A 23,579-nucleotide genomic window follows, 5' to 3' on the forward strand; every position below is an offset into this window, starting at 1 on the left:
AACCCGCATTCCCAGCTTGGAAGGCTGGAGCACTAGCCATTGTACTACATCCGCATATAATATATGTCATTGTCTCAACAACATACATTATGTTACACGTTAGTATTGAAAACGTCAACCCTTTAAGTAATGTTATTCCACTAATAAGCTGACAAATCTAAATTTTTCAGCACGATTATCTTGTAAAAAATCGTTCAGGTCCTTGAAATTTGAGAAAATTTGGGTAATGTAATTATCTTTACGACGAGCTGGCATAACCCCATACCAGTTTAAATCAGTCATTTTATCATACCGGGTATTATCCATGAACACCCCAATGACCCTTTGAATAGTAAGTTTAAAGTCTGGAAATTGCTGTGCTGTACGATGTACAATCCCAACAGCTTCATCGTAATCTGGGGCAGCTGTTAATAACGTGTCGACTTCTTCACCAACCATGCGAACTGCATACCAGGTGTGCTCTTCACTCGTTAATTCATCAATTGGGGTATAGTTTTCTTCAGCCATATATATAACCTCCTTTACCGTTCTTAATATTGTCTAAAAATATAGCACGTCTTCGAAAATTTGCAAAAGAAAAACGTGTCCACAATGAACACGTTTTTCTTTATACTACAACTTACCGTGACGGTTTTCGCCAAGTGTAAATAGTACCCAAGCTAAGACACCAAAGAAAATTGGTCCTGCGACTGTCCAGATGCCACCGAACAGATCACCAGCTTGAAATGGTGAGATAATTGTCAAAATAATTGAAATGATTGTCAATGCCTCAACTAGGATTGTAATAATCCAAGTAACCGTTTGGCTCTTATAAAACACAAATGGTCGTTCAACATCATTGAGACGCTTAAACAACGGGAAAGCTGCCACCAGGAATACATATGGTAGTGTTGATGACACATTACCCATATTTGTCAAAACCAAGTAAAGCTGTGTGGCACTCTTTCCACCGAATGAAATCAAAATGATTAGAATTGAAACCAGGATTGCTTGTGCCCAGACTGCAACAGCCGGTACATCATGCTTGTTCAAAGCAATGAACTTCTTTGGCCAAACTTCCTTAGGAGAACCCAAAATGAATGACTTCAAAGGTGCGTACGTTAAGACAAAGAATGAACCAACGTAAGCAAAGAACATTGAAATACCAGCAAAGCGTGCAAAGATCGATCCAAGTAAGACGCCACCAGCATGACTCATGCCAAATGCATCGCCTAATTGTGTACCGAGGTTATTCATCAGGACGTACGTGATGTTTCCCAAGTTAACACTCTTATCACCAGCGATTTGTGCCCAATTAGATGAGGCACCCCAAAGCAAAATCGAGATAGCGTAACCAAGACCAATAATTATTGTCGCAATTAGAGCAGCCTTTGGGTATGTCTTTTCAGCGTTATCAACGTCCTCCATGATACCGCCCATTTGCTCCAAGCCAGCGTAGGCAAAAATAGCATACAAAGCAAATGAAATCATTTGCCCAATTGCCTTGTAGTCAGGATTACCTGAAACCAAGAATGAGTGCCAACGTAATGGCTCAGCAAAATGACCACCGTGTCCGATTAAGACGGCAATTGAGGCCAATACCAGAATAACGTTCAAGGCCATCACAAACATACCACCAATAGCTGAAATACGTGAAATTGACTTAACACCACGGGTGACAAAGAAAGCAACAACAATGACGAAGACAACTGCAAGTACCCCAACTGTTTGGCCACCATTCATACCAAATAGTGACCACGTGGTCGTCATATCTTTACCGAAAATCAACGTTGACAACGGAATCCAAACTTTTTGTGAGACAGAAATCATCCAGATGATCCATGAAGCAAGTCCGATAAACGTTGCAATGAACGCAATCTTTTTACCAAGTGATCGTTCCATCCATGAGTAGATACCACCTTTGGCATCTTTAAATGATGCCCCAAATTCGGCATACATCATTGATGTTGGGAGGAAGAACAACAACGCTCCCAGGATGTACCAAATAATTGCCGCGTAGCCCATACGTGCGAACGCAACTGGACCATTGGCAAACCCGAAGATGGTGGTAAACATCATCATGACGAGGGCGCCAAGGCCAATACGTTTCTTATCCATGAGAAAACTCCTTAAATATTCGATTATCGTTTATGAAAAATTCATAAATATACAGGTAGGTATTTTACGCTTGTTTCCAGGGCATGACAATTCAACTCGCGAAATCAAATCGAAATGTCATTCGATTACAATCGAATTTTCATAAACGGCAAAATTGAAACAAAGAAATTCTTGTCATTCAATTGAAACACTTGACTGTTTTTTAATATGTGAAACAATAGATACATTAGTAATTACATGAATTGAGGGGATTCCATGACTGTCACGGTATACTCATTTTCTCACCGCACGTCTGCACTTAATGCGTTAAAGTCGGTTGAGAGTTTTTTCGAACGTAACAACTTGGCATATGAATTGGTTCAATTAAAAGACTCATCTGCCCTCCCCGTTTCTATCCCAACAATGCGAGCTATTTGCGCTGCTGAGGATCCAGAAGCGACTATTTTCAAAAATCCACGCGGGATGTCAATTGATGATTGGACCATCAACGATGTCATTGCTAGTCCTAACAAGTCACTGAAGTCACCATTGACAGTTGAGACTAACGACGCTGGTGAAGTTATCCACGTTATGGCAGGTATTAATGAAGACATGCTCGGGTTGTTTATTCCGCGCGATCGTCGTAAGAATGAGCTTCAAGCACTGCTACAAAAGTCTGCCGAGCTAGACGAAACTGAAGATTAAATGTAAAAAGCACCACTTAACATGTCTTGTTAGGTGGTGCTTTTTATTACTTAATGTCCAAAGCTGCTAGACGGTAAGTTGTGATAACTGCATTCAAACTTCGTGCATACGACGAACTTGTTGCGTAAGTTCCTGTTAACGCCTTTGTTTCATCGTAGTAAGAACTCGTATTTTCTAGCCAAGTTCCTGAGTACATATCATGATTGCGCAACAAACTAGCATTGGCAACCATACTATCAACGGCTGAATCATAATGGGCAAAGGCAGCCGTCACTCGAACGGTTTTACCATCAACTTCTTCGTTAGTTGGTAAAACAACACTATCCTGACCAATGACAGCTTTAATTCCGAAATAATTGTTGTGTACAGAGGCTAATGACGATCGTCCAAAGTCGGATTCCAGTGCGGCTTGGGCCATCAAGACGGATGGTCGCACACCATATGAAATGGCCACACGTTGTGCATCTGGCGCAATCGTATTAAAGAACGTTTCTGCATCGTCAGATTCCTTATTCCAAAGCGTCGCACGGATATCAAACTTACCATCAGCCATCCTAGGCGTTGCAGCCGCGGGTAGTGTACCATTTGCTAATGGTGAATCTGGAATCGGACTCGTTTCAGTTGTCCCCGTTACTAATTTCGCAACATGAATAGAAACTGAGCTTGATGAGAATTTGACTGGTCCGACTGTCATATCCATCTTATCAAGATCCGTCGAAAAGGTATCCAAGTCAAAATCTTGGGTAATAGGTTTTTGTTGTACTTTTTTATCTGCGTGTACAGTTAGCGTTGTCGTCACACCAGCGCTAAATAGCGTTATAGTCACGACTGCTAACATAATTTTTTTCTTAAAAGGCCAAGGCATAATTAATGTTCCCTTATTTAATATCAATACATAAATTATAACGCGCTTCTGCGTAAAACAGGTGTGATAACCATGACAAAACCAAGAACTATCACTGTGTAATCAATTAAAAATTACCTTAAGACGTGAATTTATTGACAATTGATTCAATATCTTTAATAACCAACGACATTGTGCCATCTGGATTATTCACAAATTCCACCTTACTGCGATCTTGATAGATATCCATCGGAATTGCAATTTCAATCCCTGAATCTAATTTGAAACGTTGGAGCCGATACTTCTTTTCATAGCGCTCTACATTTGGTACGGCAATTTCAGTCTCAATCTCTTTATCTGCAATGACTTGTTGATAAGCCTGCTTTGCAGAAATATTACCTTGAAAAACGGCCTCAGCAATGTCAGCAGTATTAATTTGACCATCTTCCTGAACGGAATCAAAAATCGCACTCTGGGTGGCCGCCATCGCCTCGTGTTCAGGAACATCAAATTTGTCAGCAACTGTTTTCACGGCTCGCTTGATTGTTTTGATATTGTCTTTAGTAGAAACTTCGGGTTCCAATTGTAAAAAACGCTCTGAAAAATAATTGATGCGGTGACCATCAATCAAGTATTGCTTTTCAACCAACATATAATCGCCGGTCATTAAGTTAAGTATGATCCCTTCATCCGCTTTTTGATTAGCACCCGGCAAGACAGCCTGGTTTAGCACAAGGTTGTTAACTAGTTGATCATCCCGATAACCCACGATGTGGGCGTAACGCGGTGCGAAATTTAACTTAATGAGACCGAAAAAATCATCAGTCCCTTCAGCAAATTCAAAGCTTAATAAGTCACCAGCTGGTACGGCCTCACTAGCGGCAATATTATCAAATAATTTTTCAGCCAGTTGTGTCGTCTTTTCGGCAAACGTTAGCCCGTTATTATCATCAATTATTTGCGCCAAATAATCTTCACCGGTTAATGTGCCTGGCTTATAATCACTGGTCTGAAATTTTAGGATGATTTTTTCCAGATAATCGTGTAACCCTGGCTGTGTCAAATCAATCTCAGCTTGTGAGGCAATTAGATTGCCAGCGTCTTTATCCAAAATGTGTAAAATAACGTGCTTTAATATCATAATGCTCTCGATTTCTGTAAAAAAAGTTGCGACCGAAAATCAGTCGCAACCTATAGTTTACTATTTTTGCTGCTTAATAGGCAATGTGATTCTGAAAATTGATCCTTGCCCAATTGCTGATTCGAGTTCGATATGTCCGCCATAACCCTCGACCAACTTTTGCGCGATACTCAAGCCAAGTCCATTACCACCTTGTTTACGTGAGCGTGCTTTATCGACACGGTAGAAACGATCAAAGACGCGTGCCGCATCTTCTGGACTGATCCCTTCGCCAAAGTCTTGCACGGCCAACTCAACCATATTGCCAGAACGCGATGCCGCAAAATGAATTTCCTTACGATTCTGGCTGTACTTCACAGCATTATCCGACAAGATAATTAAGATTTGCTCTAAGTGATCACGATTCATGTTAACAATTGTTGGCCCCTTTAAATCATCATCCAGTCCAAATGTAAAGTCTGGGTGAATCATTTGGAAGTTCATATAAATCCCATTAATCATATCCTTAACGTCCGTATCACCGTCTCGGAATGTCAACTCGACTTGATCCGCACGTGTTAAGTCAAGCATCTCAGAGACAAGCCCTTCCATGCGACGTATTTCTTGCAAAGAAGCAGTAATTGATTCATCCAAAATTTTTGGATCATCTTTTCCCCAACGATTCAATAATTCCATGTGTCCCTTAACAATGGCCACTGGCGTCCGTAATTCGTGTGAGACATCTTCAACAAACTGGTGTTGTTGCAAGATAAAGCGCTGCATACGATTCAACATATCGTTCAACAAATCAGATAGGTCCGTTAATTCGTCGTGTTTTCGGTCCTCATTAACAACCCGTGCTTGTGATTGCGGATCAGATTGAATCTCATCCACCACGCGCTTAATGTTGTTAACTGGCCGTAATAGATAATCAGATAACCAGTACCCCCACAAAGCCACCAAAAACAAGCCTAAGCCAATTAGAATAACAATAATCATATAAACACGATTAAATGTCGCGTGATAGCTGGTCAAATGATTCTCAATAACGACGTAACCAATAACTTTATTGGCTGTATTCCGTAATTCCTGTCGACCAACCAACATCGCTGGACCATGATCGTGTTGTAACGTGATTTCCTGATGCGTCACCTTGCGAAAAGCGACTCCCTGCCCGTCAATCGGATAAACCTGCGCCCCCCTTGCATTGTAGACTCGAACCGTGTAGTCCTGTCGCGTGATTTGCTGTAGCACTGGATCGTTAACCACTTTATCTAGGTCATTTGACTTTGGACGCAACATATCATCGACATTAGCAGGTAGCAACTTAGATTCATCTAAATTTTGCAATCGTGTTGTCACAACTTCAAGCGAAGAACTAACTTGCTGACGCTCAGTCTTGAGCATTTGTGTTGAAAATGCTTGAATCATGAACCAAGCAAAAATAATAAATATTAAAAAAACACCGGCAGCAGAACCCAGGGCCCACTTCCACTTAAGTGAGAGCCCCTTCCGTTGCGGTGTTTCTTTAATAATGGATGTTTCACTACCCATTAGCGGCCCCCGTGATTACTGACGCATCACATATCCTGTGCCGCGAACGGTTTGGATATAAGATGCTCGTGAGTCTGGTTGATCAATCTTGTTACGCAAGTATCGAATATACACGTCAACAACATTGGTTTCGATTTGAGAATCATATCCCCAAACCTTCTTCAGCAATTCTTCACGAGATTGGACGACATTAATGTTCTCCATCAAAATCAGCAATAATTCGTACTCACGCTTAGTCAAATTAATAATATCGTTACCACGACGGGCAATACGATTTTCTTTTTCAACAGTTAAGTCACGGTAACGGACAACACTTTGGTGGGTACTGTGCTCTTCAGTTTCAATGTTAATACGACGCAACAACGCACGTACACGGGCCAACAATTCTTCGATCGCAAAAGGCTTCACAACGTAGTCATCCGCCCCATAGTCCAAGCCTGAAACACGATCAATCACTGAGTCGCGTGCAGTCATCATAATAATGGGGGTATTTTTTACTTCGCGCAAACGGCGAGCTACTTCTAGTCCACTCAATTCAGGCAACATCAAGTCTAATAAAATTAAATCATAGTCGTTATCCAAGGCAGCTTGTAAGCCGCCACGACCATTATCTTCCACATGCGTTTCGTAACCTTCGTGTTGCAATTCAAGTTCAACGAAACGAGCCAAATTTACTTCATCTTCAATAACAAGGACACTACTCATGTGTTATACCTCATCTTACTTTCTACAGGATATGGTCATTCCAAAAAGTCATGACACACTTAAAGCTAGCATAACATGGTTTTCTAATAAATCCTAGTTATTTGCCGTCATAATAGTGATTTGTACTCATGTCCGTCTGCAATTGCCGACGTTGTTGCCACAAAAAAATGGCCATCGTAATTGGCAAAATGACAATGATACCTAAAAAGGCGTAGAGCAAACTCAACATTGATGAGGTAAATAATTTCGCATTCACAATTTCACCTAAGCTATAGCGTAGTTTACCAAACCAAATGGCCAGACTCAAAAAATCAGCCATAAACCCAAACAACACCGTATTCACAGCGGTTCCAATAATTTGTTGGCCCAAATGCTGCCCGGATCGGGCCAGACTAGCCAACGACATGTTGGGTTGATCAGCCAATAACTCGCCAATACCTGCCGCAATTGCGATGGCAGCCTCAGCGATTGCCCCGAGGGTGGCTAGCAATGCTGCAACAATGCCCAGTGTGACAAAGTTCATATTAATACCCAGTGATAAGCCTTCGAGTTCTTCAGAATTTTCCTCAGCAAATCCTTGTGCCATTGCTAAATGTTCAGCTGGCAGAATCAAAATGACTAAGGCGAACATGACGATAAAGCTGGCCATTAGTGCAATGGTCGTTGTCCGTTCGTCAGCACCTGCACTTAGGATCGTAACCGTCAATAAAAACGCGCCGCCCACCAGTAGGACGGCCAAGGCATTAAACTGGAAATTAATCAGCATAATCATCACTACCATTATGGCAAAATTAATCCAGAGGCTTACAAACGCTCCGATTCCCTTCATGCCCCCGATAATAATCATCAAGGCTAGTAGAATTAACGACAACATTAAGGTGACACTCATGACAAGGCCTCCTTTCGTCGCTGCCATTTACGAATGATCAATACCCAAATAATACCTGCAGGTACGGTTAAGACAATTCCGATAGCGCTAATTAATGTTTGAACCATCCCCAATGACATGTTCATCATATACGTAAAGCCCCAATCATTGCCATTTCGCAAATACAGAATCGCCATAGGGATTTGTTCGGCCATAAAAATTAAAAACAAGGTATTACTTAAGGCGCCAAAAATTTCTTGACCAACGTGACGTCCAGTTGCAGCGATTTCCCGAATGGTCATGTCAGGTCGCTCTTTCTGAACACTGAATAACGTCGCAATCATATCGGTTGCTTCATCCATCACAGCCCCTAACACACCGACGAGTGTCATAGCCATAAACAACGGTTTAGGTAATTGCGTAATATATGACATGAGTTCAAAGTGCAGGCCATTTTGATTAGTAACCATAAAGACAATCTCCGAAATTAAGAGCGCTAACGCCGTCGCGGTCAGCACCGTTAAGAAAATCACCCACATTTGTCGATTTCTAAAGCCCATTACTAGCCCAAGCGTCAAAACGGCCGCAATAACACTACAAATCATAAACAGCCAGAAGATATTCCCATTGTCAGTTACCAAGTCAAGCGTGACCGTAACGATAAACAACAAGGTATTAATACCGAGTGACAAAACCGTCAGCCGACCGGCCCGCCCCATTGAAATGATAAGAATACCAAGTACAAATATCATCACAGGCACCCAAACAGTGTCACGTTTAAGAGTTTTAAACTGCCAGGTCGCATCATCAGCCCGCGATAGGAAAATTTGATTATGTGGTTTTACCGGTTGGTTGATAGCCATCGCACTGTCGTACGTATTAACTATCGTCAAAGCGCGTCCTTTATGTGCCGTGTTTAAAAGCTTAACCGTTACACGTTGTGTGGTTTTCTTGACATGATTACCAAATTGATCACTTGAATGGCCCGTTTTCGTGGTTTGTACATGGGTTACCTCACCAATTGGCGTGTCGTACATTGGCGCGTTATGGCGCAGGACAACCACTGACAGAAGAATGATAAAGGCCAAAATAACCCATGGAAAAATTCGCTTGTACTTTCCCATTAATCAATCACTCGTCTGTTCTCACCAGCCATTTGAATTTCCTTAGCCAGGTAACGAACGCGTTGCATTAACCGTTCAGCTTTGACTGGCTCTGCTCCGTCCTTAGTAACGGTAAAGTGCTCTGTTTCAAGCTGGTTCATCGAGAAATTTGAGGTGAAAAATGTCGGTAGTTCATTTTGCATGCGGTACTCTAAGATGACACCTAGAATGTCATCGCGAATCCAAGCAGTAATTGATTCGGCACCAATATCATCAAGCACCAAAATTGGCACCTGCTTAATCGTGTTAATTTTATCTTGCGGATTTTCCTTTGATCCAATGGCGCTACGCATTTCAACCGCAAAACTTGGGAAATGCACGAGCGTTACTGGAATCCCTTCCTGCGCCAATTCGTTGGCCATGGCCCCCATTAGGTGAGTTTTACCAATGCCATATGATCCATGAATATAGAGACCACGATAGTATTGCTTAGGGTTTCCAATATAAGCACTCACAAAAGCAATCACAGCAGTAAATGCCGCGCTCCGGTCAGTGTCCGCTTCTGAAAAATCATCAAGACGGGCACGCTCAATCAACTTGGGCATGCCAATCGATTGAACTAAATTAGCTTGCATGCGTAATCGCTGTGCGGCCAAAGTCGCTTCATCTGGTTGATAGACAATGACAATGCGATTTTCAGCTAGCGCAAGTACGGGCTTATATCCAGTATGCACAACCGGCTTACCAGCCGCAGCATTCTTTTGCTGGGTATAGTATTCATACAAAACTGAGAAGTCCCGATTCACCAGTTCGCGCGATAGTTCATCTTTATGGATTTGAAAAAAAGCCTTAATATCCGGTCGTTCGAACACTTCCTTTTGAATTGCTGCATAACGAGTATGTAAGTGTTTTTTATCCATAAATTGATGTAACGCTTCGCCCACATTAAATGGTTCATCTGCCATACGTTATCACTCCTTTTTTGATTGTTGTCTTCGCGCACGCAGTTCGGCAAGTGCATTTTTAGCGGCAGTCGCATCTTCATTTGAAACCGCCGTTGCTCTTTGGTTTTCCCAGTCTGGCCGGGTCTCCTTAACAACCGGTTCTTTACGCTGCCAGCGTTTTGCTCCTGACTTACCACCTTGTTGTGTTTTTTCCTGTCGTTGCTTCGTTCGCTTCTGTAAATAAGTCATCGCGTCAACCGCCGTCGTGATACCAGCTTGTGCCCAATCGTTCACGATTGTTTGTAACAACGCTTTGCTAAGATTTGTTCGCTTTTCAACGACCGTAAGTTCAAACAACATGATGTTAAGGACTTCCGGCTTAATCCTATCTAGCTGTGCAATATCGTTCAATGCCCGTACTTCATTATCAGTCACAAAGCCGCCGGCATCTTCACGAAGACTTTTAAGAAAAACCAGTGGGGCGGTTGTCCGAGCAGTTTGAATTATGCCAGCCGCCGGATTGCCAGTTGCCAATGGTTCGTTAGACGTTTTCGCTTTAGGCTGATTATCAGCTACCTGTGTAACAGCATCTGAAACACGCTGTCCTTGCTCATACGTCCGCCGTAATGTTTGGCGCAGATTTGTGATGCTTAATTTACCAGAAGCATCGACTGTTCCCTGAATTAAACGTACCAATTCCACGTCACTTAAGCCATAGAGACTCTTTTGAATAATCAAATCTGCCTGGTTTTGACGCAGGTCGTTTTGTGTAATACCGAAAGACTGCAACATATCAGCCATCAAGGTAACGTTCAGCTGCTGATTACTCGCGGCAATTTCACGTTGCAGCGTTGACTTGGTATCATCACTCTGGAACGGAGCGGCTGGCAATCGTTGGAAGGATTCTTGTCCCATCATATCAAAAAAGGACTTCGAGACATTTTGCCCAGGAATTGTTGCTTCATTGGGCTTAGTTTTAGCAATTAACCGCTCAAATAAATCATCCCCGAGATAATGATGCAACAAGCTTGATAACATGATATCTGCTAAAAATGCTTTCACTGCCATTGGTGGGAACAATTGATACGCCCACTGTACACCAAAACTGGTTTCTTGCTGATAGGTCTTCAATAACCCCATTCCCTCTAACTTTTCACGGGCAGCCAAAAACGTTTGCTGACTCATGGCTAGTTCATCCAACAAATCAACATGTTGATTGGCTGCATCTGTGGATTCGCCAAGCATCGCCCAATTTAAGTACAAAGTAAACGCATCTCGTCCAATGATTGGCAAATAAACCTTAGTCAATGACTGAACGGCAGCTAAATTGATAGGTTCATCGTAAATCAAACGATAGCGCTGACGAATACTAAATTCAGTCATTTCATTTGCTCCTTTTAATGCAAAATTTGTGCCAACACGTCATCCACTTGTGCGTAGGTTTCAGCAAAAGTGCCAGCATTATCAATAACATAATCAGCCAACTGGCGTTTCTCTGCCAAAGGCATCTGCGAGTTAATTCGCTTTAAAGCGGACTCTTCAGACAGATTATTACGTGCCATGAGCCGTTGTTTTTGCACCTCTTCCGGCACACTAACAACCATTACCGCATCGGCGCCGGCAGCGTTATGTCCTTCTAATAATAGTGGAATGTCCAATACAATTAGTGGTTCTCCTGCAGCTTCATGTGCGGCAATTTGAGCCCGCATTGATGCTTGTACCCGTGGATGCGTAATTGCATTCAATTGCTGCAATTTGGCAGGATTACCAAAGACAACTGACCCAAGTGCCTGACGATTGAGCGTACCGTCAGCCAGCAACATCTCTTCCCCAAAGGTTGCCACAATCTCAGCTAAAGCAGGCTCACCGGGCATAACAATCTCACGTGCAATGACGTCTGCATCTAACACTGGGATGTGTTGCTCTTTGAAGTGTGTTGATACTGTTGACTTACCAGTAGCAATCCCACCAGTCAATCCTAATTTAAACATGTGTTAATCCTTTTTTATTTGGCAAACCGGGCAAAAAGTCGTCCCACGTTGGGCAACTTTCATTTTTTCTAGGGGATGACCACATCGTAAACAAGGTTCACCAACCCGACCGTAAGCTTGTAGCTCATTTTGGAACTCACCAGCTTCCCCGAATGCGGTGGTAAAACTATGCACAGTGGTGCCGTGATGTTCGGTTGCCCGTGCTAATTCGGCAATAATATTATCCCGAAGTACCGCTAACTCAGCTTCAGAAAGTTTATTTGCTGGTGTCAAAGGATGGATCTTTGACTGCCATAGCGTTTCATCAACATAAATATTACCTAATCCAGCAATATGACTTTGATCCAGTAAAAACGGCTTCACGTGCATGCGTGATTTACCAAACTCTGCCACCATATAGGCCAAGCTTAACGTCGCCTCGGTTGGTTCGGGGCCAATTTTGGCTAAGCCAGCAACTTGTAATGCCTCCGCGTCGAGTACTAATTTCATCCGACCGAATTTACGTGTATCACGATACAACAGATCGATACCATCATCTAAGTGGAAAGTCACCAAATCATGCTTATCCGGCTCGGTTCCTGCCGGCACAGTATAATACGCCCCTTCCATTCGTAAGTGAGACACCATGGTCATCCCACCGGAAAAGCGGAACAGTAAGTATTTACCGCGACGATCAATCGCATCAATTCGTCGTCCGGCTAGTTCAGCATCAAATTCCTCCGGTGATAGGCCGTCAACTGTTTTCTCCCACCGTACGGCAGTACCTTGTACAGTTCGTCCGACAACTAAGCGGGTTAACCCGCGTCGGACTGTTTCGACTTCTGGCAATTCTGGCATCTATCTTCATCCCCCTTTGGCATGTGCTCATTAACACTTTATTCCTAGGCTAGCACCCATGGATTAAAGCAAACTTTATGTTTTCGGTATCTTCTAGTCTACCATTTTTCATGTGACTTATTAACCTAGAAATACAAAAATAAGCACTAGCCGAAACTAATGCTTACAGTGTCGGTATGCGATTAAACGTTACTTTGCATCATACCAAGTTTCACCTTCATGCGATGCAACAATCAAAGGGACATCCAATTTCATTGCTGAATCCATGACACGTGGTACAAGCTCATGCAAAATTGGTAGTTCTGACTCAGGCGCTTCAAAAATCAATTCGTCGTGTACTTGCAAGAGCATTTTAGCTTGCAAACCAGCGTCACACAAAGCTTTCTCCATGTTAATCATGGCGATTTTAATAATATCAGCTGCTGACCCTTGAATAGGTGAATTCATGGCTGTGCGTTCAGCAAAACTACGTAAATTGAAATTTTTTGCTTTAATATCTGGCAAGTAACGACGACGATGTGCAATCGTCTCAACATATCCTTGCTCCCGTGCCGCGGCGATAATTTCTTCAGACCACGTCTTCACCCCAGGATATTGTTCAAAGTATGTATCGATAATTTGCTTAGCTTGCTTGCGTGAGACACCAATATTTTTTGCTAAGCCAAAATCAGAAATACCATACACGATACCAAAATTAACTGCCTTGGATTGACGACGAATGTTACCGTCGACTGTCTCATCCGGACCGATTCCGAAAATACGACGCGCTGTTGCCGCGTGAATATCCTCACCATTGATAAACGCTTCTTGTAGGTGCTTGTCGCCTGTGATGTGTGCCAAGACCCGCAACTCAATCTGTGAATAATCAGCACTTAGAATTCGCCACCCCTTCTCACGTGGTACAAAGGCTTTGCGAATCCGACGTCCTTCTTCAATCCGGACCGGAATATTTTGTAGATTTGGATCGACTGACGACAATCGACCAGTTTGAGTTAGGGTTTGCAGATAACGCGTGTGTACCTTAGAATCCGAACCGTGAATCACACGTAGTAATCCTTCAACGTAAGTCGATTGAATCTTTGCGATTTGACGATAGGACAAAATCGAGGCAACTAGCGGTACATCGCCCATTTGTTCCAAAACTTCTACGCTTGTTGAATAGCCCGTCTTAGTCTTCTTGATTGGGGTATAACCCATTTCTTCAAATAAGACTACCCCTAATTGCTTTGGTGACTGCACGTTAAACTCGTGGCCGGCCTGTTGGTAAATAGTTTGCTCGAGTTCCGCTAACCGCTCAGTCAATTTACTTCGCATCTCAAGCAGCGTATTCGCATCAACTGTAATACCCGTCGCTTCCATATCGGCCAGTACATACGTCAGTGGCAATTCAATGTCATCATACAACCGTGTTTGTTCGTGTTCTGTCAATTTCGCCATCAATGGGTTTTTCAAATATTGAATCGCCATTGCTTTGCGCCCCAAGTGTTCGAAAAGATCCTCATCCGCCTCAGGAATCGCAAATTTAGCGCCTTTACCATAAACTTCTTCATCCGTTCGAACGGCGTAGTAACCATTTTCATGGGCTAAAGCCCCCATATCATTGTTGTTATCATTTGCGTCAAGCAAGTAGGCAACTAACAACAAATCGAATGCGACGTTAGGTAATGTTAGGCCTAAACGACGTAATGCAACAATCGTACCCTTCGCATTGAAGACGTTCTTTTTAACGGTTGGATCTTGTAGAATTCGGTTAACCGGTGTGCCTTGTACCAGCAACTCAATGTCGCGACTCACAAAATAACCGTGTTCGTTATTACCAATCACAAAACCAACTGGGTTTGCCGTATGATAATTTTCATCATCAAGTTCGAGATAAAAACTAATCTCATCCCCAAGCTGTTCAATATGCGTTAGATTAGTGGCCGTTAATGAACGAACTTCCAATGGCGTATTGTTCATATCATGAGCCGGTTCACCATCGTCCCCACTCTGCATACCCGTAGGTGCTGGAATGGTATGCCCGTGATTCGCCAACTTTACTAGTTGAGCCTTAAAATCAAGGTGTTGATAGAACGGAATAATCGCCTCGTAATCCGGTCCGTTGTATGTCAAACTAGATAAATCATAATCAACCGGTGCATCCGTCCGAATCGTTGCCAAATCGCGCGACAATAGTGCATCCTCCTTGCCGGCAATTAGCTTTTCTTTCTGCTTCGAGGCTTTCATCTCGTCCAAGCGTTCATACATTTCAGGAATGGTGTGATATTCCTTCATTAGTTTGATCGCTGTTTTAGGGCCAATACCCGCAACTCCTGGATAATTATCACTTGTGTCGCCTTGCAACCCCTTCACTTCGACAATTTGTGCTGGTGTCAGACCATCATAGACTTCAGCGACCATTGCGGGCGTATAGTGATCAATTTCGCTGATTCCCTTCTTAGTTACCCAAACTGAGACATCATCAGACACCAACTGGGTCATATCACGATCACCTGTCACGATAGTCACCGCATAACCAGCAGCCTCACCCATCCGAGCCGTTGTCCCAATAATATCATCGGCTTCGTAGCCTAGCAGCTCGTATGACTTAATCCCATGTAATGCCACCATTTTACGCAACGGTTCAAATTGTTCAACCAATTCTTGCGGTGTCTTATCACGATTACCTTTGTAATCATCAAATTTACCTGTACGGAAAGTTGTTTTGCCAGCGTCCCAGGCAACTAACGCCAAATCGGGCTTGAATGGATCGACAATCCCATCTAATAGGTTATTAAAGCCAACTAAGGCATTGGTATGAAGGCCTTCGTGGTTTACAAAGCGGTCAACCTGATTGATCAATGCAAAAAATGCCCGAAAAGCCAGGGAATTACCATCAATTAAAAGTAATGTTGGTTTTGCCATTTTCATCTCTTTTCCGGGGATGCCCCCAAACGTTTTGATACTTAATATAGTAACAGAAAAACGGCACCTCCGCAGAGATGCCGTTAATAAAATTAAGCTTAATCGCGTGAGCCTCCGAAAGCCGTGAACAAACGCAAAATATAAATAAACAAATTAATGAAGTCCATGTACAATGATAAGGCACCTGATACAGCCAATCCTTGTGTTAGTGTAGCGTCCCCTTGTGAGCCGTACTCAATATACATCGTCTTAAGTCGATTCATATCATAGGCCGTCATAATTGCAAATACGACAACACCTACAACTGACAAGAACAAGTAAACAATGCTGTTAAAGAAAAACATATTGATGATACCGCCAATAATCAAAGCGATTACTGAGCCAAACAAGATGCTTGAAAGTGACGACATTGACTTCTTTGTTGTAAAGCCATACAAGGCCATTCCTGCAAACAACAAAGCCGTTGTGAAGAAAGCAGAGGCAATCATCCCCAAGCTAGTTGTCAATCCAATGACTGCAAAGGTTACACCGTTCAACACAGAGAATCCCATCAGCATTCCGAATGCCTGGCCGGGATTTGTGTACACACGACTAGAAAACAACCAGACAAATCCCATCATCACGGCAAACATCACCAATGATGACATTGTGCTACTGAACATAGCTGCAATCTGTGCGGCAAACAGTGTTACACCAAGATATGCTGTCGCTGCTGTTACTAACAAAGCCAACGCCATGTAGGTGTAAACCTTTTTAAAGAAATCATTTAAACCTGTTGCGTCTGGATTTGCCAAACGCGGTCCTTGTTGTTCAAAACTAAAATTATCCATATAGTCTACCTCTTTCGTTGCCCTATTCGGCAATGGTTTGGTGTTTCAATTACTAACCCTTTGTTATTATTATACCAAAAAAACTTAGTACAACATTAAAAGTCGCACTAAGGTTAAATAGTTTTTAAGCTAAAAACCAATTTGGTCTACTGCAAGTTAGTTTGCGTATTTGCCAAAATATTTTCAAACGCAAATTCTGTATTTTGCAAATCGCCGGCCCCCATAAAGATAAAGACCCCATCCTCATGATCCAATAGTGGTGCAACATCAGTTGGTGATACAATCCCACCAAACTTCGAAATCTTTGCACCTAGGTCCGTTGACGAAATATCGCCAGCTTGCTCACGAGCAGATGCAAATATTTCCGTTAGATATACTTTATCCGCGAGTTGAAGTGACTTTGCAAAATCATCTTGATAAGCGATGGTACGTGAGAAAGTGTGGGGTTGGAAAACCGCTACCAATTCACGACCAGGATACTTTTGACGAGCTGCATCAAGCGTCGCAGTAATTTCTGATGGGTGGTGTGCGTAATCATCAATAATGGTTACGGGTCCAACTTGCTTTTCAGTAAAGCGGCGCTTAACACCCTTAAAAGACAACAACTCCTTGCGAACCAAGTCGCCATCAATCTTTTCAAAGTACGCAACAGCGATCACCGCCAAAGAATTCAAGACACCGTGTCGTCCAAACAAAGGCACTTCAAAGTTACCCAAGAACTCATCATGATAGTAAACATCGAAACTTGAACCAGTTGTTGAACGCTTAATATCCTCGGCATAAAAATCATCAGTTTCCGGATTCGTACCATAGAAATAGACGGGCACATCCACTTGCATTTTACGCAATTGTTCATCATCACCCCAAGCAAAAATACCCTTCTTGACGTGATTACCAAAGTCTTCAAAAGCGCTCCGAACATCATCAATACCTGTGTAATAATCTGGGTGATCAAAGTCAATGTTCGTCATAATCGCATAGTCTGGCGTGTAGTCTTGGAAGTGTCGACGATATTCGTCCGCCTCGAAAATGAAGAACCGAGCATCCGGCACACCCTTACCTGTACCGTCGCCGATTAAGTATGATGTAGGTGCAATTCCAGCCAAAACGTGGGCCAAAAGGCCTGTTGTTGATGTCTTACCGTGTGCCCCTGCAACCCCGATTGATGTGAATTGCTTAACTAGATTTTCAACCATATCTGGGTAAGTAACCAAATTAATCTGATCACCTAACGCCAACGCAGCCGCTACTTCCACCTGGTCATCATTAAAGGCATTGCCACGAATAACCGTCATACCAGGCTTAATGTTAGCTGCATCGAAACTATACATTGGAATTCCAGCTGCCGCCAATGGCTTTTGCGTGAACGTGTATTCATCAATGTCTGAACCCGCGACTTGCAAGCCTTGATCATGCAAAATAAGTGCCAATGCACTCATACCTGATCCTTTAATCCCAATAAAGTAGTATAACGTATCCTTGTCCATTATCTATTCTGTCCAATCTGTCTGTAAGTACCTACTATGATACCAAAAAAAGAGCTATTCGGCACGGGTGCCTCACAACTCTTTTTATTATTTTTACTTATCTGTTGTCAAAAAATTGACTATCGCCACGCGCAGCAACACTTGCTTCTTCCGACAAGATATCATCAAGACTTAACCCTAAACCTGTTTTAACTTTGTGTGGCTTAGTGGGCATTGATGATAGGCCTGTTTGCTTTACTGGTGCTGGTTCAACCGGTTTTGACTGCTCTACTAGCGTTTCGACTTCAGGCAATTCTGGCATTGTGGGCACAACGCGTGGTTGCAAGACTTCAACCGCAACTTGATGCCGTGGTGTAACCACAGTGGCTTGCGCTGGTGTCTCGACCGTGACTGAAGCCGATGTCAAATCAGCAGCATCTGTATCTTCAGTTGCTAACAGGATATATGAGGTTTTAGCTGCCATTAGAGCTGCTACCTGACCATCATAGGTGTTCATTAAGCGCTCATAAAAAACAATAGGCCGACGATCAACCATGCGGTATCACCTCACCTTATTGAAATAATGCTTGCGCTTCAGCTGAACTTGCGTCAAACGGTGTACCAACTTCAGCAAAATCATCCGGCAGAATCAAGGCACCAGGCACTTGTGGTGCGTTAGGCAAACGCAATTCACGACCCGATGTAATCATGCCGTTTGAAGCAACACCGCGCAAGGCGCCCGGCCAAATAATCAAGCCAGATGGCATCATCGCACCAACCTTGGCAACAACCACCTTAATGCCCTGACGCATATTAGGTGAACCTGACACGATTTGAACCCGTTCATCATTATCAACAACCGTCGTTGTAATTTGTAGATGATCTGAATCTGGATGTGGGTCAGCCTTTTCGACGTAACCGACGACAAACTTAGGTGTTTCATCAGCAACCAACTCTGCTTCAAAACCAGCTTTAACTAAAACAGCATTTAGCTTCTCAATATTACCTGACGTCAAAAATACTTGACCAGCTGTTTCAGGCAAATCCAACATCGTTGACGCATGCAAAAAATTAAAACCAAGCGTCATGTTTTGCTCATCTGCAATGCGGACAACATTCTCTTTTTGTTCAAACGTGTGCTCAGCAGCTGGGGCCGTTAACACAACTAATACATCACCCATTCCGGCTGGGTTATAGCTGGCAATCAACATATTGTCAGTCTCCATTTCTATTATTGATTAATCACCGTACACAATATCGTGAACGGTTGTCTTATCTAATTTACGAGCAAGGGTTTCAACCAGTGCTTGAGCAGCCTCAAAATCAGCCACTGACCAAACCGTCTGGTGCGTGTGAATATAACGAGAAGCAACCCCTAAGGCAACTGAAGGAATACCGTTATTTTGTGATTGCGCGCCATGTGCGTCCGTGCCACCCTTTGCAACAAAGTGCTGCAAAGAAATGTGGGCATCATTGGCTGTATCAAGCACAAATTCCTTCAGACGTAATGGCATAATGACACCCGGATCAAAGACGCGTAACAAGGCGCCACTGTCCATTTGGCCTTGCACCTGATCTGACTTAGTATCATCAGCGGCAGAAGAATCTAAGGCAAAGAATAAATCTGGTTGGAGCTGGTTGACGGCTGGGCCGACCCCTCGCAAGCCAACTTCTTCTTGCACATTAGCGCCCATAATCAAGGTGTTTGGTAACGCGTCATGTTGCAAATTTTCAAGTACGTTCAAAATTGTCACTAACCCAAAGCGATTATCCCAGCTCTTTGATACAACTCGCTTACCATTGGCCAACATAACAGTTTTGACATCAGGAACAATAAAGTCACCTGGGCGAATCCCAAAAGACCATGCTTCGTCTTGAGATGTAAAGCCACCATCAAATAGAATATCTTCAATCTTCGGTGCCCCGTTTACGCCACCTTCACGTAAGAAGTGTGGTGAGACTGCTGAAGAGACAACTGGATACGATGCATTACGAGTAAAAAGCCTGAAGCGTTGTGCTGAAACGGTATAAGGATTCCAACCGCCAACCGGAGCCACAACTAACATGCCTCGAGCCGTAACGGCTGTGACAATAAAGCCCACCTCATCTAGGTGTGCCCCAAACATCACACGTGGTGCATCTGCATCCGAATGCTTACGGATACCATATAGGCCACCAAGACCATTCTGCACAACTTCATCAACTAAGGGCGTCAAATCATCGCGAAATGCCTTTCTAATGGCATGTTCTTGACCTGATGTGCCTTGCAGTTCGGTATACTTAACAATTCGATTCCAAATTCGTTCTTCCATCTTGCAATCACCCTTCCAATCAAATTAATTACTTATGTAAGTCTAAAATTGCACGTATCTGTGCTTCCAACATGCCGATGCCGACAACATTTGCACCACCTTCGGGCAGAATAATATCAGCATAACGCTTAGTGGGTTCAACAAATTGGTGGTACATTGGCTTAACTGTCGCCAAATATTGGTTAACCACTGATTCTGTCGTACGGCCACGCTCGACAATGTCACGTTGCATACGTCGAATGAAACGCAAATCATCATCTGTATCAACATAAACCTTAATATCAAGCATATCGCGAAGTTCAGGTTCTGTGAATAACAAAACACCTTCAACGATGATAACGTCGGCGGCAGCGACTGTCACCGTCTTGTCTGAACGTGTGTGTGCCGCGTAGTCGTAAGTCGGTTGCTCAATTGTCTCACGTTGCACTAATTGCTTCAGTTGTTCAATCAACAAATCATTATCTAATGAATCTGGGTGATCATAGTTTGTCGCAACACGTTGTGTCATACTTTTATCACCTTGATCCTTATAGTATGCATCCTGTGGAATCATAACCACAGACTCGCCTTTCAAGCGTTCAATAATTTCGCGGCTAACAGTTGTCTTCCCAGACCCTGAACCACCAGTAACCCCGATAACAACTGGACGTGAGTTAGACATTCTTCAATCCTCTTTCTTCAATACACTTTTTATATTATTACTATTGTAGTGGCAAATTCACTGTGATGGTAGACCCAACGCCAACCTGACTGTTAAGTTCAATCGTTCCTTGCGATTTTGACACCAAATCCTGCACAATTGCTAATCCCAGACCGGTGCCGGGAATCGCTTGGTTCCGCGACTTATCAATCCGATAAAAACGTTCGAAAATCCGGCTTTGTTCTTCACTTGAAATACCTAAACCAGTATCTTTCACAGCCATCACAAATTCACTAGCCGTCACCATTGCGGCAACCTTTACGAGACCACCTGGCCGATTATACTTCATCGCGTTAACAATTAAGTTCGTCAAGATTTGTCTAACCACACTTTCATCCTGATTAACTGTAAACGACAGACTAATTTCATTCTGGAGCTGTAAGCCTAACGTATCGGCCGCCGCTTTGTTTGCCTCAAAGATTTCTGTCACAATATTTGCAACATTCACCGGTGCTACCTTCGACAAACATTCTGTTGACTTCGCTAACGCTAGAATGTCTTCAGTCAATGCCAACAGGCGACTTGTCTCACTTTGAATAATATGCAAAAATTCATCTAAAGCTGCCGGATCATCCTTGGCACCAGCTAACAGCGTCTCAGTGAAACCAGCAATTGCCGTTAAGGGGGTTCGTAATTCATGCGATGCATTAGCAACAAACGCGCTTTGCATATCCTGCATTTGCGTAACTTCAGTCATATCATATAACAAAACCAATAGTTCGTGGTGCCGTTCGCGTGTTTCATAGTAAACTAACGAAACATCAAGCATGCGATTATCGAACTTAACTAATTCGCGTACTTTTATCTCCATTTTTAAAGCCTGCTCTAACAAAGAGATTAAGCGGTGATGCTTAATAACATCCGAATAATCTCGTCCGAGTGCCTCACGGTCAACGGCAAGCATCTCCTGCGCTTGGGTATTCATTTGAACAATCGTGCGTTCGGGTGTAATACGCAACGCACCTAATGGCATATTTGTCATTAGGGCAGCTAAAGTACTACCCTGTTGTTGCAACAATTTAATGCGATCGCGATTTAGGCGTTGCACATCATTAATTGCTTCCGCTAACGGCGCTAAAGAGTCGTCAGGTCGCATTAAGATATGCCCAGCCCGCGTATTATCAGTATGTAAATCGCGCAGCTTATCAATAAAAATAGCCATGTGGGCATCACGACGTTGTTGTTGTAAATCCAAAGCCAAAGTTGTGGCACCTGACAAAAACATTGAGAGTAATACCAGCACATGGAACTTCAATGAAACAACTTGGTCACCTAATGCAGATACCACGAACAAAATCAGCCAAATTAAAAACGCATATAAAAACCAAAAAGCAACGAACTTTTTGGCGTTTTGCATTAATTCTGTATGCATACGGACCTCCTAATCTACCGCTTGACCATCAAACCGGTACCCAAAGCCACGCACGGTTTTTAAATGAACTGGGTGTTTAGGATCGTCTTCCACCTTATCGCGGAGATGCGACAAGTGCATATCAACCATTCGTGTGTCAGGTCCAGCATAATCGTAACCCCAAACGCCGTGCAAAATTGTTTCGCGGCCTAGCACCCGTCCTTCACGATCTGCCATATACGCCAATAGCTCATATTCCTTCGGTGTTAACTTTACAATTTCACCCTGACGTTGCACAACCATCTTGTCAAAATCAATTGTTAAGTTACCAAATTGTTTTAGTTTCGTTGGTGTTTCCGCTACTTGTGATTCTTGTTGTTTATCCAAACGACGCAAAACCGCCCGAACGCGTGCAATCACTTCACGTGGGCTAAATGGCTTTGTGACATAATCGTCCGCCCCTATTTCGAGACCTAAAATTTTGTCAACTTCGTCATCCAAGGCGGTAATCATAATAATTGGGATACGATTCTGTTCGCCTCGCAATTCCCGTGTTAAGTCAACGCCGCTCTTACCAGGCAACATGACATCTAGCAGCATCAAATCAATAGGATGATTTGCCAACTGATTTCGAGCCTCGTCACCCGATGTAGCGGTTACAACATCGAAGCCTGATTTAGTCAGGTTGTATGACAGTAACGTCACCAATGATGGTTCATCATCTACAACTAAAATTGTTGCCATATAACAGACTCCTCAAAATATTAATTACTAATAAGTTTAACACGAAAAGACACTTGCGCGCCCGCTAATTCTGAGTCCTAAAGCGAAAATGAGCACTTATTTAGTTATCAAAACTAAAAAAGACGATATAAAATCGTCTTTTTCTGTTCATTATTCAGTTAAATTGTCACCAACGTACCGCCACCACTTTGCGTATCAAAAGTGTATGTTTTGTGCGTTAGCGAATCTGTCACTGTACCACCCTTAAGCTGCACACCATTTGCATCGAAATAACGATACTCACCATTAATGCGTTGCAATCCCGTTACCATTCGTCCCAGCTCATCAAAGTAGTACCATTTACCATCATGAAACGCGTAATCCTGTTTGATTTCCGATCCTGTTGTGCCATTAAAATAGTGCACACTGTCACTCTCATAGACGAAATCATCTTTTATCTGGTGATTATTATCGTCAAAATACAACGTGTCTTGGCCAACCGTAATTTGTCCGCGTACCAAGTCTCCTGCAGCATCTGCATACAGC

General features: G+C 43.0%; 23 protein-coding genes. 1 reads left to right on the forward strand and 22 read right to left on the reverse strand.

The window, feature by feature from the left end; genetic code table 11:
• Positions 1-132 precede the first annotated feature (132 nt).
• Both EST42_RS10235 and yjeM read right to left on the reverse strand, forming a co-directional pair.
• The gene (locus EST42_RS10235) at positions 133-507 is read right to left on the reverse strand and encodes a hypothetical protein (RefSeq protein WP_134645318.1); all 375 of its coding nucleotides are present in this window, start codon (positions 505-507) and stop codon (positions 133-135) included.
• 105 nt (positions 508-612) lie between these two features.
• On the reverse strand, positions 613-2,097 hold the full coding sequence (gene yjeM, locus EST42_RS10240; RefSeq protein ID WP_134645319.1) for a glutamate/gamma-aminobutyrate family transporter YjeM: 1,485 nt from the start codon (positions 2,095-2,097) through the stop codon (positions 613-615).
• Between the two features lie 255 nt (positions 2,098-2,352).
• Here yjeM and EST42_RS10245 point away from each other — a divergent pair, with 255 nt between their 5' ends.
• The gene (locus EST42_RS10245) at positions 2,353-2,781 is read left to right on the forward strand and encodes a hypothetical protein (protein WP_010373607.1); all 429 of its coding nucleotides are present in this window, start codon (positions 2,353-2,355) and stop codon (positions 2,779-2,781) included.
• Positions 2,782-2,827: 46 nt separating this feature from the next.
• Here the strand turns inward: EST42_RS10245 and EST42_RS10250 are convergent, their stop codons facing one another.
• The 20 genes from EST42_RS10250 to EST42_RS11305 form a co-directional block, all read right to left on the reverse strand.
• Positions 2,828-3,646: a glycoside hydrolase family 73 protein gene (locus EST42_RS10250; protein ID WP_134645320.1), complete on the reverse strand. Its 819-nt coding sequence runs from the start codon at positions 3,644-3,646 to the stop codon at positions 2,828-2,830.
• Positions 3,647-3,764: 118 nt separating this feature from the next.
• Positions 3,765-4,766: a nucleoid-associated protein gene (locus EST42_RS10255; RefSeq protein ID WP_134645321.1), complete on the reverse strand. Its 1,002-nt coding sequence runs from the start codon at positions 4,764-4,766 to the stop codon at positions 3,765-3,767.
• A 60-nt stretch (positions 4,767-4,826) separates the two neighbouring features.
• Positions 4,827-6,299 (reverse strand): sensor histidine kinase, encoded by a 1,473-nt coding sequence (locus EST42_RS10260; RefSeq protein WP_134645322.1) that lies wholly within the window; start codon positions 6,297-6,299, stop codon positions 4,827-4,829.
• Positions 6,300-6,314: 15 nt separating this feature from the next.
• Entirely contained in the window at positions 6,315-7,004 is a 690-nt protein-coding gene (locus tag EST42_RS10265) for a response regulator transcription factor (RefSeq protein WP_010373616.1), read from the reverse strand.
• Between the two features lie 97 nt (positions 7,005-7,101).
• Positions 7,102-7,893, reverse strand: a complete 792-nt coding sequence (locus tag EST42_RS10270; RefSeq protein ID WP_134645323.1) for a YibE/F family protein — start codon at positions 7,891-7,893, stop codon at positions 7,102-7,104.
• Positions 7,890-8,996: a YibE/F family protein gene (locus tag EST42_RS10275; protein WP_134645324.1), complete on the reverse strand. Its 1,107-nt coding sequence runs from the start codon at positions 8,994-8,996 to the stop codon at positions 7,890-7,892. The genes EST42_RS10270 and EST42_RS10275 overlap by 4 nt, the downstream gene beginning before the upstream one ends.
• Positions 8,996-9,940, reverse strand: a complete 945-nt coding sequence (dnaI, locus tag EST42_RS10280) for a primosomal protein DnaI (RefSeq protein WP_134645325.1) — start codon at positions 9,938-9,940, stop codon at positions 8,996-8,998. Before dnaI ends, EST42_RS10275 begins: the two co-directional genes overlap by 1 nt.
• Before the next feature lie 6 nt (positions 9,941-9,946).
• Entirely contained in the window at positions 9,947-11,302 is a 1,356-nt protein-coding gene (locus EST42_RS10285) for a DnaD domain protein (protein ID WP_134645326.1), read from the reverse strand.
• Between the two features lie 14 nt (positions 11,303-11,316).
• Positions 11,317-11,910 carry a dephospho-CoA kinase gene (coaE, locus tag EST42_RS10290; protein WP_134645327.1) on the reverse strand — a complete coding sequence of 198 codons (594 nt, stop codon included), beginning with the start codon at positions 11,908-11,910 and terminating at the stop codon, positions 11,317-11,319.
• 3 nt (positions 11,911-11,913) lie between these two features.
• Positions 11,914-12,747 carry a bifunctional DNA-formamidopyrimidine glycosylase/DNA-(apurinic or apyrimidinic site) lyase gene (gene mutM, locus EST42_RS10295; protein WP_134645328.1) on the reverse strand — a complete coding sequence of 278 codons (834 nt, stop codon included), beginning with the start codon at positions 12,745-12,747 and terminating at the stop codon, positions 11,914-11,916.
• A gap of 189 nt (positions 12,748-12,936) precedes the next feature.
• Positions 12,937-15,651, reverse strand: coding sequence for a DNA polymerase I (gene polA, locus EST42_RS10300; protein WP_134645329.1), 2,715 nt, complete (start codon positions 15,649-15,651; stop codon positions 12,937-12,939).
• A gap of 98 nt (positions 15,652-15,749) precedes the next feature.
• Positions 15,750-16,481 (reverse strand): Bax inhibitor-1/YccA family protein, encoded by a 732-nt coding sequence (locus EST42_RS10305; protein WP_134645330.1) that lies wholly within the window; start codon positions 16,479-16,481, stop codon positions 15,750-15,752.
• A gap of 146 nt (positions 16,482-16,627) precedes the next feature.
• Positions 16,628-17,968: a UDP-N-acetylmuramate--L-alanine ligase gene (gene murC / locus EST42_RS10310; RefSeq protein ID WP_134645331.1), complete on the reverse strand. Its 1,341-nt coding sequence runs from the start codon at positions 17,966-17,968 to the stop codon at positions 16,628-16,630.
• Between the two features lie 97 nt (positions 17,969-18,065).
• Positions 18,066-18,503 (reverse strand): hypothetical protein, encoded by a 438-nt coding sequence (locus tag EST42_RS10315; protein WP_134645332.1) that lies wholly within the window; start codon positions 18,501-18,503, stop codon positions 18,066-18,068.
• Positions 18,504-18,519: 16 nt separating this feature from the next.
• Positions 18,520-19,158 (reverse strand): YtpR family tRNA-binding protein, encoded by a 639-nt coding sequence (gene ytpR / locus EST42_RS10320; RefSeq protein WP_134645333.1) that lies wholly within the window; start codon positions 19,156-19,158, stop codon positions 18,520-18,522.
• Positions 19,159-19,185: 27 nt separating this feature from the next.
• Positions 19,186-20,259 (reverse strand): glutamyl aminopeptidase, encoded by a 1,074-nt coding sequence (pepA, locus tag EST42_RS10325; RefSeq protein WP_134645334.1) that lies wholly within the window; start codon positions 20,257-20,259, stop codon positions 19,186-19,188.
• 28 nt (positions 20,260-20,287) lie between these two features.
• Entirely contained in the window at positions 20,288-20,920 is a 633-nt protein-coding gene (udk, locus tag EST42_RS10330; RefSeq protein ID WP_134645335.1) for a uridine kinase, read from the reverse strand.
• Between the two features lie 40 nt (positions 20,921-20,960).
• A complete protein-coding gene (locus EST42_RS10335; RefSeq protein WP_134645336.1) occupies positions 20,961-22,331 on the reverse strand; it encodes a sensor histidine kinase in 1,371 nt (456 codons plus the stop codon).
• Between the two features lie 9 nt (positions 22,332-22,340).
• The gene (locus tag EST42_RS10340; RefSeq protein ID WP_134645337.1) at positions 22,341-23,054 is read right to left on the reverse strand and encodes a response regulator transcription factor; all 714 of its coding nucleotides are present in this window, start codon (positions 23,052-23,054) and stop codon (positions 22,341-22,343) included.
• 158 nt (positions 23,055-23,212) lie between these two features.
• The gene (locus EST42_RS11305; RefSeq protein ID WP_245150483.1) at positions 23,213-23,554 is read right to left on the reverse strand and encodes a hypothetical protein; all 342 of its coding nucleotides are present in this window, start codon (positions 23,552-23,554) and stop codon (positions 23,213-23,215) included.
• Positions 23,555-23,579 lie beyond the last annotated feature (25 nt).

The organism is Weissella cibaria, from assembly GCF_004521965.1.
GTDB classification, from domain to species: Bacteria; Bacillota; Bacilli; order Lactobacillales; family Lactobacillaceae; genus Weissella; species Weissella cibaria_A.

Coding starts and splice junctions, on each gene's coding strand:
- EST42_RS10265 (WP_010373616.1), bottom strand. CDS start 7,004: ATGAGTAGTGTCCTTGTTATTGAAGATGAAGTAAATTTGGCTCGTTTC.
- pepA (WP_134645334.1), bottom strand. CDS start 20,259: ATGGAAGAACGAATTTGGAATCGAATTGTTAAGTATACCGAACTGCAA.
- EST42_RS10305 (WP_134645330.1), bottom strand. CDS start 16,481: ATGGATAATTTTAGTTTTGAACAACAAGGACCGCGTTTGGCAAATCCA.
- EST42_RS10275 (WP_134645324.1), bottom strand. CDS start 8,996: ATGGGAAAGTACAAGCGAATTTTTCCATGGGTTATTTTGGCCTTTATC.
- EST42_RS10235 (WP_134645318.1), bottom strand. CDS start 507: ATGGCTGAAGAAAACTATACCCCAATTGATGAATTAACGAGTGAAGAG.
- udk (WP_134645335.1), bottom strand. CDS start 20,920: ATGTCTAACTCACGTCCAGTTGTTATCGGGGTTACTGGTGGTTCAGGG.
- EST42_RS10315 (WP_134645332.1), bottom strand. CDS start 18,503: ATGGTTGATCGTCGGCCTATTGTTTTTTATGAGCGCTTAATGAACACC.
- EST42_RS10285 (WP_134645326.1), bottom strand. CDS start 11,302: ATGACTGAATTTAGTATTCGTCAGCGCTATCGTTTGATTTACGATGAA.
- yjeM (WP_134645319.1), bottom strand. CDS start 2,097: ATGGATAAGAAACGTATTGGCCTTGGCGCCCTCGTCATGATGATGTTT.
- mutM (WP_134645328.1), bottom strand. CDS start 12,747: ATGCCAGAATTGCCAGAAGTCGAAACAGTCCGACGCGGGTTAACCCGC.
- EST42_RS10250 (WP_134645320.1), bottom strand. CDS start 3,646: ATGCCTTGGCCTTTTAAGAAAAAAATTATGTTAGCAGTCGTGACTATA.
- EST42_RS10340 (WP_134645337.1), bottom strand. CDS start 23,054: ATGGCAACAATTTTAGTTGTAGATGATGAACCATCATTGGTGACGTTA.
- murC (WP_134645331.1), bottom strand. CDS start 17,968: ATGGACAAGGATACGTTATACTACTTTATTGGGATTAAAGGATCAGGT.
- ytpR (WP_134645333.1), bottom strand. CDS start 19,158: ATGTTGATTGCCAGCTATAACCCAGCCGGAATGGGTGATGTATTAGTT.
- polA (WP_134645329.1), bottom strand. CDS start 15,651: ATGGCAAAACCAACATTACTTTTAATTGATGGTAATTCCCTGGCTTTT.
- EST42_RS10255 (WP_134645321.1), bottom strand. CDS start 4,766: ATGATATTAAAGCACGTTATTTTACACATTTTGGATAAAGACGCTGGC.
- EST42_RS10335 (WP_134645336.1), bottom strand. CDS start 22,331: ATGCATACAGAATTAATGCAAAACGCCAAAAAGTTCGTTGCTTTTTGG.
- EST42_RS10270 (WP_134645323.1), bottom strand. CDS start 7,893: ATGAGTGTCACCTTAATGTTGTCGTTAATTCTACTAGCCTTGATGATT.
- dnaI (WP_134645325.1), bottom strand. CDS start 9,940: ATGGCAGATGAACCATTTAATGTGGGCGAAGCGTTACATCAATTTATG.
- EST42_RS10245 (WP_010373607.1), top strand. CDS start 2,353: ATGACTGTCACGGTATACTCATTTTCTCACCGCACGTCTGCACTTAAT.
- coaE (WP_134645327.1), bottom strand. CDS start 11,910: ATGTTTAAATTAGGATTGACTGGTGGGATTGCTACTGGTAAGTCAACA.
- EST42_RS10260 (WP_134645322.1), bottom strand. CDS start 6,299: ATGGGTAGTGAAACATCCATTATTAAAGAAACACCGCAACGGAAGGGG.